Origin of the sequence: Edaphobacter sp. (assembly GCF_035532915.1) — a bacterium.
Classification (GTDB): domain Bacteria; phylum Acidobacteriota; class Terriglobia; order Terriglobales; family Acidobacteriaceae; genus Edaphobacter.
Genome location: NZ_DATKQC010000261.1, coordinates 1 through 15,179 on the forward strand (window position 1 = coordinate 1; position 15,179 = coordinate 15,179).

General features: G+C 57.2%; 14 protein-coding genes. 12 read left to right on the forward strand and 2 right to left on the reverse strand.

Translation table 11 applies throughout. The features are described 5' to 3' along the window. Window positions 1–125: 125 nt before the first annotated feature. From coxB to VMU57_RS12575, 8 genes are all read left to right on the forward strand, one after another. Window positions 126–1,106: a cytochrome c oxidase subunit II gene (gene coxB, locus VMU57_RS12540; protein WP_325383878.1), complete on the forward strand. Its 981-nt coding sequence runs from the start codon at window positions 126–128 to the stop codon at window positions 1,104–1,106. 65 nt (window positions 1,107–1,171) lie between these two features. Continuing rightward, window positions 1,172–2,869 carry a cytochrome c oxidase subunit I gene (ctaD, locus tag VMU57_RS12545; protein ID WP_325383880.1) on the forward strand — a complete coding sequence of 566 codons (1,698 nt, stop codon included), beginning with the start codon at window positions 1,172–1,174 and terminating at the stop codon, window positions 2,867–2,869. A 10-nt stretch (window positions 2,870–2,879) separates the two neighbouring features. Beyond that, on the forward strand, window positions 2,880–3,476 hold the full coding sequence (locus VMU57_RS12550; RefSeq protein ID WP_325383882.1) for a heme-copper oxidase subunit III: 597 nt from the start codon (window positions 2,880–2,882) through the stop codon (window positions 3,474–3,476). 39 nt (window positions 3,477–3,515) lie between these two features. After that, the gene (locus tag VMU57_RS12555) at window positions 3,516–4,364 is read left to right on the forward strand and encodes a hypothetical protein (protein ID WP_325383884.1); all 849 of its coding nucleotides are present in this window, start codon (window positions 3,516–3,518) and stop codon (window positions 4,362–4,364) included. After that, window positions 4,364–5,128 (forward strand): c-type cytochrome, encoded by a 765-nt coding sequence (locus VMU57_RS12560; RefSeq protein ID WP_325383886.1) that lies wholly within the window; start codon window positions 4,364–4,366, stop codon window positions 5,126–5,128. The genes VMU57_RS12555 and VMU57_RS12560 overlap by 1 nt, the downstream gene beginning before the upstream one ends. A gap of 20 nt (window positions 5,129–5,148) precedes the next feature. Next, window positions 5,149–5,790 carry a Rieske (2Fe-2S) protein gene (locus tag VMU57_RS12565; RefSeq protein WP_325383888.1) on the forward strand — a complete coding sequence of 214 codons (642 nt, stop codon included), beginning with the start codon at window positions 5,149–5,151 and terminating at the stop codon, window positions 5,788–5,790. Beyond that, the gene (locus VMU57_RS12570) at window positions 5,778–7,346 is read left to right on the forward strand and encodes a cytochrome b N-terminal domain-containing protein (protein ID WP_325383890.1); all 1,569 of its coding nucleotides are present in this window, start codon (window positions 5,778–5,780) and stop codon (window positions 7,344–7,346) included. Before VMU57_RS12565 ends, VMU57_RS12570 begins: the two co-directional genes overlap by 13 nt. A gap of 12 nt (window positions 7,347–7,358) precedes the next feature. Further along, window positions 7,359–8,207, forward strand: a complete 849-nt coding sequence (locus VMU57_RS12575) for a cytochrome c oxidase assembly protein (RefSeq protein WP_325383892.1) — start codon at window positions 7,359–7,361, stop codon at window positions 8,205–8,207. Between the two features lie 4 nt (window positions 8,208–8,211). On the opposite strand, the gene uvrC is transcribed toward VMU57_RS12575, so the two are convergent. Continuing rightward, window positions 8,212–10,206 carry an excinuclease ABC subunit UvrC gene (gene uvrC / locus VMU57_RS12580; protein WP_325383894.1) on the reverse strand — a complete coding sequence of 665 codons (1,995 nt, stop codon included), beginning with the start codon at window positions 10,204–10,206 and terminating at the stop codon, window positions 8,212–8,214. Between the two features lie 252 nt (window positions 10,207–10,458). On the opposite strand from uvrC, the gene VMU57_RS12585 reads away from it, so the two are divergent. From VMU57_RS12585 to menC, 4 genes are all read left to right on the forward strand, one after another. Then, the gene (locus VMU57_RS12585) at window positions 10,459–11,241 is read left to right on the forward strand and encodes an OmpA family protein (RefSeq protein ID WP_325383896.1); all 783 of its coding nucleotides are present in this window, start codon (window positions 10,459–10,461) and stop codon (window positions 11,239–11,241) included. A gap of 154 nt (window positions 11,242–11,395) precedes the next feature. Continuing rightward, a complete protein-coding gene (gene mazG, locus VMU57_RS12590) occupies window positions 11,396–12,229 on the forward strand; it encodes a nucleoside triphosphate pyrophosphohydrolase (RefSeq protein ID WP_325383898.1) in 834 nt (277 codons plus the stop codon). Further along, window positions 12,226–12,993, forward strand: a complete 768-nt coding sequence (locus tag VMU57_RS12595; protein ID WP_325383899.1) for a GNAT family N-acetyltransferase — start codon at window positions 12,226–12,228, stop codon at window positions 12,991–12,993. The genes mazG and VMU57_RS12595 overlap by 4 nt, the downstream gene beginning before the upstream one ends. A gap of 90 nt (window positions 12,994–13,083) precedes the next feature. After that, a complete protein-coding gene (gene menC, locus VMU57_RS12600) occupies window positions 13,084–14,214 on the forward strand; it encodes an o-succinylbenzoate synthase (RefSeq protein WP_325383901.1) in 1,131 nt (376 codons plus the stop codon). A gap of 30 nt (window positions 14,215–14,244) precedes the next feature. Here the strand turns inward: menC and VMU57_RS12605 are convergent. Then, the coding region (locus VMU57_RS12605) for a hypothetical protein (protein ID WP_325383903.1) at window positions 14,245–15,179 on the reverse strand (935 nt) is incomplete at its 5' end.

Genomic DNA, 15,179 nt, shown 5'->3' on the forward strand with positions numbered 1-15,179 from the left:
CGCTCGTGGGTCGCAGAGCATTACAAATCGGCTTTCTAGCCAGTAGCTGTTTTTTAATGCTGGTTCCTTCTGCGTTTGGATTATCCGCTGCTTCCGCCCCTGCTCACCGGTCTGCGGTGGCTGGGATGTTTATACATTCTCCTTCCTACTTTGCGCAAAGCTCGACCAGCATCTTTTCTCCGGCGGGGACTCCGTCGCATTGGATTTTCACGCTTTCGATGTTTGTGCTGAGCATTACCGGCCTGATTTTTTTGATTGTTGCCGGTCTGTTGACCTATGCGTTGATTCGCTACCGGCACCGCAACCTGCTGACTTATAACGAGCCGACACAGATCTACGGCAGCAATCAGATTGAACTTGCCTGGACGGTAATTCCGGCGCTAATCGTTGTCATGCTGTTTCTTACAACGTCGCGTGTGATTCTTGCCACGCAGGATGCAAAGAAGCCAGCCGACGCGGTTGATGTGGTGGTCGTGGGTCATCAGTTCTGGTGGGAGTATCGCTATCCCAAGCTGGGCATTGTCACGGCGAATGAGTTACATGTGCCGGTGAGCGACCCCGCGCATCCCACGCCGACCTATCTGGAGATGTCGTCCGCCGATCTCGATCACAGCTTCTGGGTGCCCCGCCTTGCAGGCAAGATGGACCTGATTCCCAATCGCGTCAACACGATGTGGATCGACCCCGAGAAGCCTGGACTTTATCTGGGGCAGTGCGCTCAGTATTGCGGCGTGCAGCATGCCAAGATGCTTTTGCGGGTCTATGCGGACACGCCGAAGGAATTTGCAGCCTGGGTGACGCAACAGCAGAAGCCTGCCGTTGAAGATCCTGCGGTTGCCGAGGGGCGCGACGTATTTCTGCACAATGCTTGCGTCAACTGCCACACGGTCACGGGTACGCCGGCCAATGGGCGCTTCGGCCCTGACTTGACGCATCTGGCCAGCCGCGACACGATTGCCTCGGGTGCGGTTGTGAATAACCCCGAAAACCTTAAGAAGTGGATCGATAACCCGGACACTTTCAAGCCTGGTGCCTTGATGCCACCCATGCATTTGAACGATCACGATCTGAACGCGATCACAGCGTACCTGACGACGCTTCATTAATCGGCAGATCACCCAGGCAGCCCGGACTGAAGTTCGCTGGCCTGATGGACTGAAGAAAGGAAACGATGGCTGATTCCGTGTCTGGCCTCTCATCGGTGGAAGCAATTGATCTGACGCCGGTCGAAAAACCGCGGCAATTATTCCTTGAGGTGCTTTACGACTGGGTGACCACGGTCGATCACAAAAAGATCGGCCTGATGTACATTGCCTACTCGCTGATCTTCCTGGTAATCGGGGGAATTGAAGCGATCGTCATGCGGATTCAGCTTGCTGTGCCGCATAACACCTTTGTCTCGCCAGAGGTCTTCAATCGGATGTTCACGCTGCATGGGACCACGATGGTCTTCTTTGTGGGCATGCCGATTCTGTTCGGCTTTGGAAACTACCTTGTCCCGCTGATGATTGGCGCGCGAGATATGGCGTTTCCACGGTTGAACGCCTTCAGCTTCTGGATCTCCGCATTCGGCGGCTTTTTGCTGTATTACAGCTTTATCGGTGGATCGGGTCTTTACGGAGCGGGAAGCGCTCCCGATGTTGGATGGTTCGCGTATGCTCCGCTGACGGCGAGGGTCTTTTCGCCCGGTCATAGCACGGACTATTGGACGCTGAGTATTTTGTTGAGCGGTATCGGAAGCATCGGTACGGCGCTCAACATCGTCGTTACGATCATCTGCATGCGTTGCCCCGGCATGAAGCTGAACCGGATGCCGTTGCTTTCGTGGCTTTATCTGGTGACGGGGAGCATGGTTTTTATCGCGGTCAGCCCGCTGACGGCGGCGCAGATTATGCTGATGCTCGACCGCTACGTCGGCTCGCATTTCTTCGACACGCAGGCGGGCGGTTCAGCGATCCTGTGGATGCACTTTTTCTGGATCTTCGGGCACCCTGAGGTCTATATCCTGGTGCTTCCCGCCTTTGCCTTTGCCAATGAGATTATCCCGGTGTTCTCGCGCAAGGCGATCTTTGGTTACCCGGCCATGGTGGCCGCTTCGGTCGGCATCGGCTTTATCAGTTTGAGCGTATGGGCGCACCATATGTTCGCCGTCGGCATGGGAGCGGGGGCCAATGTCTTCTTTGTCTTTTCGACGATGATTATCTCGGTGCCGACCGGCATCAAGATCTTCAACTGGCTGGCGACGATTTGGGGCGGCAAGATACGCTTTGCCAGCCCGATGTTGTTCAGCGTCGGTTTTCTGTTCCAGTTCCTCATCGCCGGACTGACCGGCATCATGCTCTCGGTCGCGCCCTTCGACTGGCAGCTTACCGGCTCATATTTTGTGGTAGCGCACTTTCACTACGTCCTGGTCGGCGCAATTCTCTTTATGATCTTTGCGGCCTTCTACTACTGGTTCCCGAAGGCGACCGGCCGCATGATGAGCGAGCGTCTGGGAAAATGGCACTTCTGGCTGATGGTCATCGGCTTCCACATGACGTTCGACTTTATGCACATTCCCGGTCTGCTGGGCATGCCGCGCCGTATCTATACGTACGAGCCCGGCCGCGGATGGGAGATCTGGAACCTGATCGTCAGCATCGGCGCGATCATTCAGGCCATCGCCACGCTGATCTTCGTCTACAACCTGGTCCACTCCTATTACAAGGGAGAGGTGGCGGGCAACGATCCCTGGGATGCGTGGACGCTGGAATGGTCCACCGCTTCGCCGCCGCCGTCCTATAACTTCGCTACGACACCGATCGTCCATAGCCGCCGTCCACTCTGGGACATCAAGCATCCGGAAGACCCTGACTGGAACTACGAATGAGAGATTATCGATGAGCACGATTCCTATTACTCCCGACCCAGCCGACGAGCCATGGATACTGCCTGATCGCGGAACGATCGGCATGGCTTGCCTGATCATTGCGGAGTCCGCGATCTTCGTCATCTTCGTGGTCGCGTACATTTTCTACATGGGGCAGAGCCTCGGTGGTCCTACTCCGCGGCAGGTACTCGAGCTGCCGATCTTCACCACGATCTGCCTGCTTTCGAGCAGCTTTACGCTTCACTGGGCGGTGGTGGCGCTGCGAAAGAGCAAGATAGGCGCGTTCAATGCGTGGCTTGCGCTAACGGTAGCTCTTGGCGCTATCTTCCTTGTCGGGACCGGCATGGAGTGGTATCACCTGATCTATGTCGATGGCCTGACGATCCGGACGAATCTCTTCGGCACGACGTTTTATTCGCTGGTCGGGCTGCACGCGACCCACGTCATCGTCGGTCTGCTGATGCTGATTGCCGCCTTGATCTTTGGCCTGACCGGCCATGTGAATGAGAAGCATGCGCACCGTTTGGACGTGCTTTCACTCTACTGGCATTTCGTCGACGCAGTATGGGTCATCGTGTTCACGGTTGTGTATGTTCTCGGACGGTAAAGACTTTGTATATGTTCAATAACGCTGGAAAGGCACTCGATGTCAGTCGCTGAATCAGAACACGGACAAGACCATCAGGGAGTGGTGAATCTGCCGACGCCCACCTCGTGGCCCATCGTTCTCTCGCTCGGCATCACGCTGCTGCTGTCGGGGCTTGTGACCAACTGGGTCATCAGCCTGCTTGGCGTTGTGTTGGTGCTGATGTCGACGGTCGGCTGGTTTCGCCAGGTATTGCCGCACGAGGCGCACATGGGAGTGCCCGTTACCACGCGGATCGAAACCATCACCTCGCGTCGTACCAATGTCATCCGCATCCCGATCAGCGAGGACCATCGCCAGGTTCTGCCGTATGAGACCTACACCATGCTGGCCGGGGTGAAGGGCGGCATCGCCGGTGGACTCGCGATGATTGTGCCGGCCACCCTCTATGGCCTCATCCGCTATCACAGCCTCTGGTACTCGATGAACCTGCTGGCAGCCGGCGGCTTTGTGAGCTGGGCCAATGCGAGCAATGCATTCCTCTCGGCGTTTCATCCAGAGGGACTGCTCGCAGCGTTGGCGATTCATATTGTGACGTCGTTGCTGGTCGGGCTGCTCTACGGCGCGATGCTTCCGATGTTTCCCTGGAAGCCGATCTTTACAGCGGGCTTCGCAGCTCCGTTTTTGTGGACAGGAATTCTTTACAGCGCCCTTGGCGTTATCAGCCCGATTCTCGATCAGCGCATCGATTGGCTGTGGTTTGTGGTCTCGCAAATTACGTTCGGGCTGGTCTGTGGCTTCGTTGTGAATCTTCAAGTTCAGGTACGAACCGAGCAGTTCCGCTCGCTGCCATTCACGCTGCGCGCAGGACTCGAAGGCGCTCACAAGAGAGAAGGGGAGGACGAATAATGAAAGCGCAGACTCTCTTCTCTATCGCTGCAGTTTCCTTGTTGGCCTTCGCTACCTTTGGCTGCAATAGCGCTCCCGGGCGTCCCAAGGCCGAGCCGGAAGTTCCGCGTCCGGACCAGATACACGACTTCGCTATGCTCTATAAACAGAACTGCGCCGCCTGCCACGGTGATAACGGAAGCCAGGGTGCTGCCACGTCGCTGGCGAACGCCGAGTACTTGTCCCTCGCTGGAGAAGACACGTTGCTTCGCATTACAGCGAAGGGCATTCCGGGTACGCTGATGCCGCCGTTCGCACAGAGCGCGGGAGGCATGCTGACCGACCAACAAGTACACGATCTGGTGGACGGCATGATGCACCAATGGGGCAAGCCTCAGGCGCTCTCGGGACAGAATCCTCCGTCCTACGCCCCCACCGGCACAGGCGATGTTCAGCAGGGCCAGCAAACCTTCACTACGTATTGCGCACGCTGCCATGGTTCCGATGGGACCGGGATTCCGGCCAAGAACGATGGGGCGAATGTCAGCCACGGCTCCATTGTCGATCCTTCTTATCTGGCGCTGGTAAGCGATCAAAGCCTGCGCACGACTACGATTGTCGGACTGCCGGGGCAGGGAATGCCCGACTGGCGCGGCGACGTTCCATCCCATGCCATGACCGACAAGGAAGTAACGGACATCGTGGCCTGGTTGGTGTCGCACCGGACGCAGTTCCCCGGTCAACAATATCCGGCGGCAGCCCCTACAGCACAGCCTCAGCAGTAACTGGCAACACGGAGACACAGATGAGCGAACAACATAGCGATCGCCTTACCGGTGATTTGAGCCCAGAGGAGAATAAATTGCAGAGCGAGCCGAAGAGCGGACCGAAAGACCATTCCCGTCGGGTCTTCCTCTTCAAATTGTCCTTGCTGCTCAATGGAGCTGTAGGTGTGGTGCTTGCTGTGCCCATCGTGCGATATCTGCTGGGGCCGGTCATTCAAAAGAAGAACTCCTATCATTCCTGGATCGCGCTTGGGGACGTTGATGATTTTCCTGAAGGCGAGACCAGGCTGGCTGACTACCGCAATCCGTCGACTACGGAGTGGGACGGCCAGACAGGTAATGTTGCCTGTTGGGTTCGCAGAAAGTCGGGCAACGACTTTCAGGTCTTTGCGATCAACTGCGCTCATCTCGGGTGCCCGGTGCGCTGGTTCGCAGAGTCGAAACTCTTCCTCTGCCCCTGCCACGGCGGTGCTTACTACCAGGACGGATCGCGTGCTGCCGGGCCGCCGGAGCGTGGCTTGTTCGAATACAAATACAGAGTAGCTGGAGCCAAACTGATGATTAATGCGGGCGAACTGCCGACGCTTTCCACACCGGCCAGCGCGCAGAATGCCAACTTTGTTCCACTGGATAAAATTGGACGTGCAACATGGCAGAGCTAAATAAGAAAGGTCTGCAGAAGGCCGGCATCGAAGTGTACGAGTGGTTCGAGCATCGTCTCGGTCTTGCGAAGCCAGCGATCGAAGCGGCGGAGCATCCTATTCCAGCAAGCAGCGCCAGCTGGTGGTATGTCTTTGGCAGTGCCGCTACCGTGTTGTTCGTCCTGCAGATCATGACCGGCATCATGCTGGCGCTGGTATACACGCCGTCGGCGAACCACGCATGGAGCAGCCTCCAGTTCCTCAACAATAATGTTGAGCTGGGTTGGTTCCTGCGAGCGCTGCATGGATGGGGATCGGATTTCATGATCGCCATCGTGCTGATCCACATGGTGCAGGTGTTCATGTTCGGGGCGTACAAATTTCCACGCGAACTGACCTGGATCATCGGTGTGTTTCTTTTACTGCTGACCTTGGGTATGGCCTTCACCGGACAGGTACTGCGGTTCGATCAGGACGCTTACTGGGGCCTCGGCATCGGCGCGTCGATTATGAGTCGCGTGCCCGTCATCGGCGCTCCTCTCGTGCATTTCCTGCTCGGCGGCCCGATCATCGGCAGCGCTACGCTCTCGCGGTTCTTTACGCTGCATGTCTTCGTTATCCCGGGCCTTCTGTTGGCTGGCGTCGCACTCCATCTGGTGATGGTGCTACGGCTTGGAATTAACGAGTGGCCGATGCCCGGCCGCATCGTTCGCAAAGCCACCTACGAAGCGGAATACCACAAGCTCACGAAAGAAGACGGAATTCCCTTTGTTCCGGATGGCGCATGGAAGGATGCGATCTTCGCCGCTGCCATCATCCTGTCGGTTATGGCGTGCGCCTTCTTCTTTGGGCCTTTTGGCCCAACCGGCCAGCCTGATCCCACCATTATTCAGACGACACCGAAGCCCGATGGCCCCTTCCTTTGGCTCTTTGCCGTGCTCTCCCTTCTTCCCCCCGAGATGGAGACGCCGATCATCCTGATTGCGCCAGTACTCATCATCGGAGCGATGCTGTTGCTGCCTCTGGTGGCAGGCGAAGGCGAAAAGCACTGGAGCCGCCGTCCGGTTGCCGTGTTGATGGTCTCGGTCATTGCCGTGTCGCTCGGCGTCTTTACCCGCCTGGGTATCACCACTCCGTGGAGCCCGGTGATGAATGCATGGAGCAGCGACGCTGTTCCCCAGAAGTACCTTCATGAGCGAACGCCGCTGGAGCGAGAGGGTGCCCTCGTCTTTCAGAACAAGCAGTGCCGCAACTGCCACGAGGTTGGCGGTCAGGGCGGACAGCGAGGTCCCGAACTCGACTCTGTGGCAACGCGTCTGACAGAGGATCAGTTGGTGCGTCAGGTACTGCAGGGCGGCGGCAATATGCCGGCTTACGGCAATGCGCTTAGCCCCGCCGAGACCACGGCGCTGGTTGCTTTTCTTAAGACGTTAACCGGGAATGATCTCCGGCCAGCGCAAGATGCCTCCCGCGCTCTGATGGGAGAGAATCCTCCAGAGACAACTGTTCCCGGCGAAATGAAACCGTCAGGACAATCGCACCTGTCCGAAAAATCACCGGTGCAGGAGAAGCGATAGAAATGCCGTTGCATGGCCGCTGATATCCAATCGACCTTCGATGCATGGGAGCCATCCTGGTTTCTCTCCACGATGGTGGTGCTCACTTCCATCGTGTACTTTCGAGGATGGCTGGCGATTCGCAGGACACGGCCCGCGCAATTTCCAACATGGAGACTGTGGAGCTTTCTGTTGGCGATGGCGACGCTGTGGTTTGCCATCGGATCGCCCATGGACGCGTTCGCCGATGCGATGCTCAGCGCGCACATGATTGAGCATTTGCTGCTGATGTCGGTCGTGCCGCCGCTGGCCCTGCTGGGCAACCCAACGGTGCCACTACTGCGTGGACTGCCTCGTCCGGTGCTGCGGTATATGCTCGGCCCGCTGCTTCGCAATCGCCCGCTGCGCAGCTTCACACACTGGTTGACGCGGCTTCGCGTCGCATGGCTGGTCATGAATCTGATCTTCCTGGCATGGCATGTGCCCGGAGCGTATGACTACGCGCTAGAGCACGAGAACTGGCACATCTTCGAGCACATGTGCTTTCTATCTGCTTCGTTGATCTTCTGGTGGCCGATCATCCGGCCATGGCCTAGCAGCAGTCGTTTCTATAGCTGGGGAGTGATTCTCTATCTGCTGTCGGCGGATGTGGTGAACACCGGGCTCTCGGCATTCCTCGCCTTCTGCACCAGGCCGATGTATCCCTATTATCTGACGGAGCCTAATCCTTTCCACCTCACACCGCTTGCCGACCAGGTGCTCGGTGCGGTCATCATGTGGGTCATGGGATCGCTCTTTTTTCTGGTGCCCGCTATGTACATCACGCTCAAACTCATCAAGCCTGAACGTATTCGCTCACACTACAGCGAGTACAGCGCATAGCGGTTTAGTTCAAGACCGGCAGCACAAGCTTGCCTGATGTCTCAGATTGCGATTCCTCGAAGTGCTTGCGAATTTTCTCGGCGGTGGCGGCGTTCACCACGGCAGTCAGTGCATCCGGGCTTGCCTGCCTGATTCCGCGTACGCTACCGAAGTGTTCGAGCAATCGTTGTCGCGTCCGTGGCCCTACTCCTGGAATCGCCAACAGCTCGCTATCGCGGTCGCGCATCTCTCGCCGCTTGCGATGATAGGTGACGGCGAAACGGTGGCTTTCATCGCGAATCCTCTGCATCAGGTGCAGCACAGGGGAGCGGCGGTCGAGTACGACCGGCTCATTTTCCTGTCCGTAGACGTAGATGATTTCCTCGCGCTTTGCAATGGATGCGAGCGGTTGTAGCGTGATGCCAATTTCTTCGAGCGCAGCATAGGCTGCGTGAAGCTGCCCAAGCCCACCGTCAATCAGGATGAGCGACGGGAAGGGCTTCTTGTCCTCCTGCAGCCGCCTGTAGCGTCGCTGAATCACCTCGCGCATGCTTGCAAAGTCGTCGACGCCGCTCACCGTCTTTACCTGAAACTTGCGATAGTCGGATTTCTTCATAGCGCCGTCTTCCCACACGACCATGGAGGCTACCGTTTCAGCGCCCTGAATGTGCGAGATGTCGAAGCACTCGATCCGGCGCGGCAGTTCTTCGAGCGTCAGCGCATCTTGTAGCGCCTCCTGAATCGCCTTCATACCGGGTTGCAGCACGCGGAACCGCTGATCGTACGATTGCTTTGCGTTCTGGCACACCAGATCGACGAGCGACCGCTTTTCCCCACGCTGCGGCACGAGAATTTCGACGCGCTTTCCTGTCCGCTCCGACAGCATCTCGCCAAGCACCGCGCGGTCGGGAAATTCGACTGGCACAAGAACCGATCGCGGAACGTAGTTCTGGTCGAGATAAAGCTGCTTCAGCAGGGCAGAGAAGAAGACCGATGGATTGAATGCAGCGCCCAACTCCGATACCGGCGCATGCTGCACCATCTCCGCACCCTCGCCAATCTCCGGAGCGGTGACTGCAGGATCAGGCTCGATCCGTGGCAGCGTCTCGATCTCATCTTTCTCCGCAGTGTGCTCGGTTAGCGTCTCCGACAGAAACTCCGGCAGGTCCTCCCAGAAGAAATCGCGTCGGTCGACGATCTTCCCGCCGCGCATGTGAAAGAGGTTCACCGCGAGCATCTCGTTCTCGTAGTGATAGCCGAAGACGTCCGCATCCTCATTGTCGGTCGTCGCCATCCGCTGCTTGTCGTTCATCTGGTGAACGGTCACGATCTGATCGCGCAGCCGTCCTGCCAGTTCAAACTGCTCCGTCTCTGCAGCCTCTTCCATCCGCCGGGTCAGCGACTGTTCCAACTCGTCGGTCCGCCCTTCGAGAAAAAGCTGCACATCGCGGATGGTCTCTTTATAGGCTTCAGGTGTGGTGAGTCCTTCGACGCAAGGCCCCAGGCAACGCTTGATATAGTACTGCAGGCATGCTCGCGGATGGTAGCGTGACAGATCAACCTTGCAACTGGGAATCAGAAAGCTGCGATGAATCAAGTCCACCAGACGGTACGCCAGGTTGCCGGGAAAGTAAGGCCCAAAGTAGGCGGAGCCATCTTTCTTCAACCGCCGTGTCACAAAGACCTTGGGATGGCGGTCGTGCAGCGTCAGCTTGATATACGGATAGGTCTTGTCATCGCGCAGAAGAATATTGAACCGCGGCTTCTTCTGCTTGATGAGGTTATTTTCTAGCGCGAGCGCCTCATGCTCGTTGGCGACCGTGATGTACTCCACATCCACGGCCTCGCGCATCAGCGAGCCGGTCTTTGCATTCGCCTGCGAAGCCTCCAGAAAATACGACCGCACCCTCGCCCGCAGGTTCTTCGCCTTGCCGACGTAGATCACCTCGCCCTCGGCGTTCTTATACAGGTAGCAGCCTGGCTGAGTGGGAATGGTCCGGGTTTTCTGGTAGAGATCCATGGAATTTCGGTGTCGCGTCTCAGTGTAGACGCTCAAAGCCGCATCAGCTTCCCACACAGATCAACTCAGTAGATTTGACGCGGCGTCGAATCAAAAGTTCCCGATCTTTCAGCCTCTTGGAAAAGCCATCACTGGAGGTTAGACTTTATGTGATTGAAAATAATAGCCTTAGATAGATGATCATTTGGCAGTGGAATTGCATCAGTAAAAGGTGTTGAAGAGATTGTCATCAACACACAGGAGATGAAACCAATGAGCTCCAATATGCGATTAGATCGTACCGAGATGATGAAGATCAAATCTGCCTGCACCGTTTTTCTCGCCAGCGCCTTCGTTGTTGCCTGCACTGTAGGGTGCTCCAGCAAGAACTATGTCCGTTCTCAGGCGGCGCCTCTCGTTCAACAGACCAATGAACTCGACGCCAAAACCGCCGCGGATCATCGCAACATTCTCGACACAGACGAGCGCGCTCAGAAAGGCATCGCCGGGGCTCAGACTGCTGCCGACACCGCTAACCAGCACGCAGTCGCTGCTGGCCAGTCTGCCGACACAGCGAACCAGTCCGCACAGGAAGCCTACAATCGCGTTGACAGCCTGACCGGTGTTGTCGCGAACCTCGACAACTATAAGCCGCTGTCCGATCTGGATGTCACCTTCCGCTTCGACAAGGCTACGTTGACCTCTTCGGACAAAAAGAAGTTAGATAGCTTCGCTTCGAACCTCTCCAGTGCTCGGGGCTACATTCTTGAAGTCACAGGCGGCACCGATTCTACCGGCGATGCCAACTACAACTACCAGTTGAGTCAGCGCCGCGCAGATGCCGTCGTAAACTACTTGGCTGCGAAGTACAACATTCCGCCGCATAAGTTTTACCTTATTGGCATCGGCAAAGACCAAGCAGTTGCCAGCAACCATACAGCGGCGGGACGTGCGCAGAACCGTCGCGTCAACATAAAACTGATGTCTAACATGGCAAATGCTCCTGGTGCCCCCGCAACAGGCGCGGCTACGACCACACCGAACGGCCAGTTGTAGTTCGTAGCAAAGTTGATCCACCTGTAATGCCGCTGGGCCTGCTTTGAAAGCAGGCCCAGCGGCCTTTTTCAGATCTTTCCAGCATGTATGTCTGCAAAGTAATCGCACCATTCTCCGCGTCAGAGGACGCGCCATATCGGGTAAAGTGGAGGCTATGGCAGAGCCTAACTTCGAAGAAGCTGTCCCCACCAATGCAAAGACAATTGCCGAGTCGATCGCCATCATGGCGCGTCTGCGTGGCCCGGCAGGCTGTCCCTGGGACCGCGAGCAGACCTTCGACACCATCAAGCGCCATACGTTAGAAGAGACCTACGAGGTCTTCGACGCCATTGAGCGCCGCGCTTGGCCTGACCTGAAAGATGAGCTTGGCGACCTCCTTCTACAAGTCCTCTTCTACGCGCAGATGGCCACTGAGGCAGGCTACTTCACCATCGAAGATGTGGCTGCCAACCTAAACGCCAAGCTCATCCGCCGCCATCCGCACATCTTCGGTGACGTAGAGGCCACCGATTCCAACGCCGTCCTCCGTAACTGGGAGCAGATCAAGCGCGCAGAAAAAGCAGAGAAGGCAGAGGCACAGTCGTCTCTGCTCGATGACATTCCACGCACCATGCCTTCAATGCTGGAGGCGTCGAAGCTGAGCTCGCGCGCTGCTAAGGTGGGCTTCGACTGGCCCAACGCAGACGGCCTCTTCGACAAGCTGCAGGAAGAGATCGCCGAGCTTAAAGCCGAGCTCTCCGAGGAAGAACATGCTGCAACTTCAGCAGCCGAAGAAGAACTGGGCGACGTGCTCTTTACTGCCATCAACCTTGCGCGTCATCTCAAGATCGACCCTGAATCCGCGCTCCGTTCCTGCAATGCGAAATTTCGACGCCGCTTTGCCGCCATGGAATCGGCAGCTGGCAATGCAGACGCGCTGGGAGCACTTACACCGTCGCAGCTCGAAGAGTTATGGAGTCAGGCGAAGAATAAATTATCGAAGCCATGAATACATGTCCACAAAGCGATTCCCGCATCGCGCCGCTTGCCACCCTCGAAGACTTCGAGCGCTGCGTTGTGCTGCAACTGGAGACCTGGGGTTATAGCGACGGGGATGTCGTTCCTCGACGCATCTTCATGGTCGCGCAACGCATCGGCGGCCAGGTCCTCGGGGCTTTCGATGGAGACACCATAGTCGGCTTTGCCATGTCGTTGCCCGGCTTTCGCGATGGCCACGCGTATCTCCACTCACACATGTTGGCCGTCCTTCCGGCATATCGTAACGCCGGTCTGGGGCGCCGCCTTAAGCTCGCTCAGCGCGACGACGCACTCACTCGCGGCTTCGATCTGATGGAGTGGACCTTCGACCCTCTGGAGATCAAGAATGCTTATCTCAACATCGCTCGGCTTGGAGCTATCGTGCGCCGCTATCAGCCCGACTTCTACGGGCCCTCCTCGTCCCCATTGCAAGGCGGCCTGCCGACGGATAGGCTATACGCGGAGTGGTGGCTGCGCTCAGAGCGAGTAAGCGATCTGCTCAGCGGAGAAGCGCTGCCGCTTGAAATCCTCGAACGAATCACTGTCCCGCACGCCATCTACCAGTGGAAGCAGGACGCACCGCAGCGAAGTTTGGCGCAGGCAGTGCAAAGCCAAAACAGGGAGGCGCTCCAGGCAGCATTCCAACGTGGACTCGCCGTCATCGGCTACGAACGCGACTCCGAAGGCAACGGCGCATTTCTTCTTGGCCAATGGGATGGATTTTCCCGAATATGAAACTTGCCTAAATTTTTCAGGAACGAATCTTACCTCGTGTGCCGTCACCCATAACTTGAATTCTTGAATCCTCGAAATACGGGAATGCCCATGCTCAAGATCGATGCAATCCACCTGCGCGAGATCAATATGCCGTTGGCCCATCCATTTGAGACCAGCTTTGGCCTTACTACGGGCCGCCGAATTCTTCTGGTCGAGATCGAATCCGATGGCCTTACCGCATGGGGCGAGTGTGTCGCCGGCGAGCATCCCTACTTCAGCGACGAGATGATCGACACCGCGTGGATCATCACTGAGACAGAGCTGGCACCGCGTCTGCTCGACGCTGAACTGCAGGGCGGCGGCAGTTGCCCGGGACTATTCCGGCAGGTCCGCGGCCATCGCATGGCTAAGGCGGCGCTGGAGAACGCAGTGTGGGATCTAAAGGCGCAGGTGGAACAGGTTCCACTGGCGCAGCTTCTCGGCGGCACGCGCCCCGTCATTGCCTGCGGTGTCTCGATCGGCATTCAACCTTCGGTCGAGCAGCTTATGGAGAAGATTTCCACCGAGGTTGAAGCCGGTTATCAACGCATCAAGCTCAAGTGCAAACCCGGCTGGGATATGCAAATATTTGAGACGGTACGAGCCCGTTGGCCTGACATCACGCTAAGCTGTGATGCAAACTCGGCCTACCGCATGAAAGACTTCGATCACCTCGCCAGTTGGGACCAGTTCAACCTGCTGATGATCGAGCAGCCCCTCTGGTACGACGACTTTTACTTTCACTCCATGCTGCAGAAGCGCATTAAAACCGCAATCTGTCTCGATGAATCTATCCGCAACCGCCGTGATGCCCTTGCGGCAATTGCCATGGAGTCCTGTCGCATTATCAATATCAAGGTAGGTCGCGTCGGCGGTTTCAGCGAAGCGATCGCCATCCACAATGCCGCCGCCGAGCGCGGCATTCCGGTCTGGTGCGGCGGTATGCTGGAGACGGGCATTGGACGCGCACACAACATCGCGCTCTCCTCACTACCCAACTTCTCGCTCCCTGGCGATGTCTCCGCTTCCAGCCGCTACTGGTCGCAGGACATTATCGAGCCCGCGGTCACAGTCAGCAAAAAAGGCGAGATCGTCCTTCCAGGCACCGCCGGCATCGGCTACGCTGTGCAGCGAGACCGCATTGAGGCACTAACGGTCCGACGACAAACTCTGCGCTCCAAATCCCGAGTGCTCGCTTGAGCGCGAAACCGGCGAGAAGGCGTCGGGAATTTACTTCTTAAGTAGCGGAGTATCGAGCAACATCCGTACTGCATCCTTATAGGGGATAGGGGCAGGCAAGGTTTGGAACGATCCTGCTTCGACATTGGTCTGGACATGAATCGTCTTCACCATCAGGGCGCGCACGCTGAGGTTTTCGTTGAACTTCGTGAAGATCCACCGGTTGCCTCCCGCGCTTTCCTGCTCCAGTACAAGATGCCCGCCAGGATAGATATGCGCCAGGATGCCCCATCCGAAATTAACCGCGCGAAAGATCGTCCCTTCCATGCGAATGACCTGATGGCTTTTAGCATCGATCCACACACGCCCTTCCAGCCCTGTTAGCGCTTGCGCCGGGGTGCTGGGCGGCGAGAACTTTGGATTGGGCTTGTAGTCCAGCACAACTTCGACACTGCGATTCCTGCCCGTCTGTGGCTGTCCGGGAACATAGGTGTAGATCATGGCATCCGGCATCAGCCGTATCATCTGATCGGCCAGTTTCCTGCCCTCGCCGTCGTTCTTGACGTGCTTGAAGTAGTCCGACGGCGACGCGATCATGTCATTCAAACGCTGCCGCTCCGCCTTGTCCTCGTCTTCGGTCAAGGGACGTCCGTCCTTTAGAATCAACCGAGCAACCGAGCCGTCCTTGCTCTCGATGACGTCGCGAACCTGATCGCCTTTACTGTCGATGACATGCATTCGGTAGCGCAAGTAGGAGTTCGGATGATGAAGGGCGATTAGTTCATTTGCCGAAGCAGCCACCACCCATGAGCGCGGAGGCTCATCAAGCAGATTTGTCGAGTTGCCCAGCTGGTTCGCAGACACGCTTTGTGCAGCCGCCCACGACCCTGCAAGGCAGACACAAAGCCCTAAGACTCCCACTCTCAACCGGCGACCTGTCAACAGGCGTCCCCCCGGAATCTGCGGTTCCAGCGCATGAGATGAAA

Excerpts from the sequence above, each read along its gene's own strand:
- coxB (WP_325383878.1), top strand. The coding sequence starts at position 126 with ATGTTTATACATTCTCCTTCCTACTTTGCGCAAAGCTCGACCAGCATC.
- ctaD (WP_325383880.1), top strand. The coding sequence starts at position 1,172 with ATGGCTGATTCCGTGTCTGGCCTCTCATCGGTGGAAGCAATTGATCTG.
- VMU57_RS12550 (WP_325383882.1), top strand. The coding sequence starts at position 2,880 with ATGAGCACGATTCCTATTACTCCCGACCCAGCCGACGAGCCATGGATA.
- VMU57_RS12555 (WP_325383884.1), top strand. The coding sequence starts at position 3,516 with ATGTCAGTCGCTGAATCAGAACACGGACAAGACCATCAGGGAGTGGTG.
- VMU57_RS12560 (WP_325383886.1), top strand. The coding sequence starts at position 4,364 with ATGAAAGCGCAGACTCTCTTCTCTATCGCTGCAGTTTCCTTGTTGGCC.
- VMU57_RS12565 (WP_325383888.1), top strand. The coding sequence starts at position 5,149 with ATGAGCGAACAACATAGCGATCGCCTTACCGGTGATTTGAGCCCAGAG.
- VMU57_RS12570 (WP_325383890.1), top strand. The coding sequence starts at position 5,778 with ATGGCAGAGCTAAATAAGAAAGGTCTGCAGAAGGCCGGCATCGAAGTG.
- VMU57_RS12575 (WP_325383892.1), top strand. The coding sequence starts at position 7,359 with ATGGCCGCTGATATCCAATCGACCTTCGATGCATGGGAGCCATCCTGG.
- uvrC (WP_325383894.1), bottom strand. The coding sequence starts at position 10,206 with ATGGATCTCTACCAGAAAACCCGGACCATTCCCACTCAGCCAGGCTGC.
- VMU57_RS12585 (WP_325383896.1), top strand. The coding sequence starts at position 10,459 with ATGAGCTCCAATATGCGATTAGATCGTACCGAGATGATGAAGATCAAA.
- mazG (WP_325383898.1), top strand. The coding sequence starts at position 11,396 with ATGGCAGAGCCTAACTTCGAAGAAGCTGTCCCCACCAATGCAAAGACA.
- VMU57_RS12595 (WP_325383899.1), top strand. The coding sequence starts at position 12,226 with ATGAATACATGTCCACAAAGCGATTCCCGCATCGCGCCGCTTGCCACC.
- menC (WP_325383901.1), top strand. The coding sequence starts at position 13,084 with ATGCTCAAGATCGATGCAATCCACCTGCGCGAGATCAATATGCCGTTG.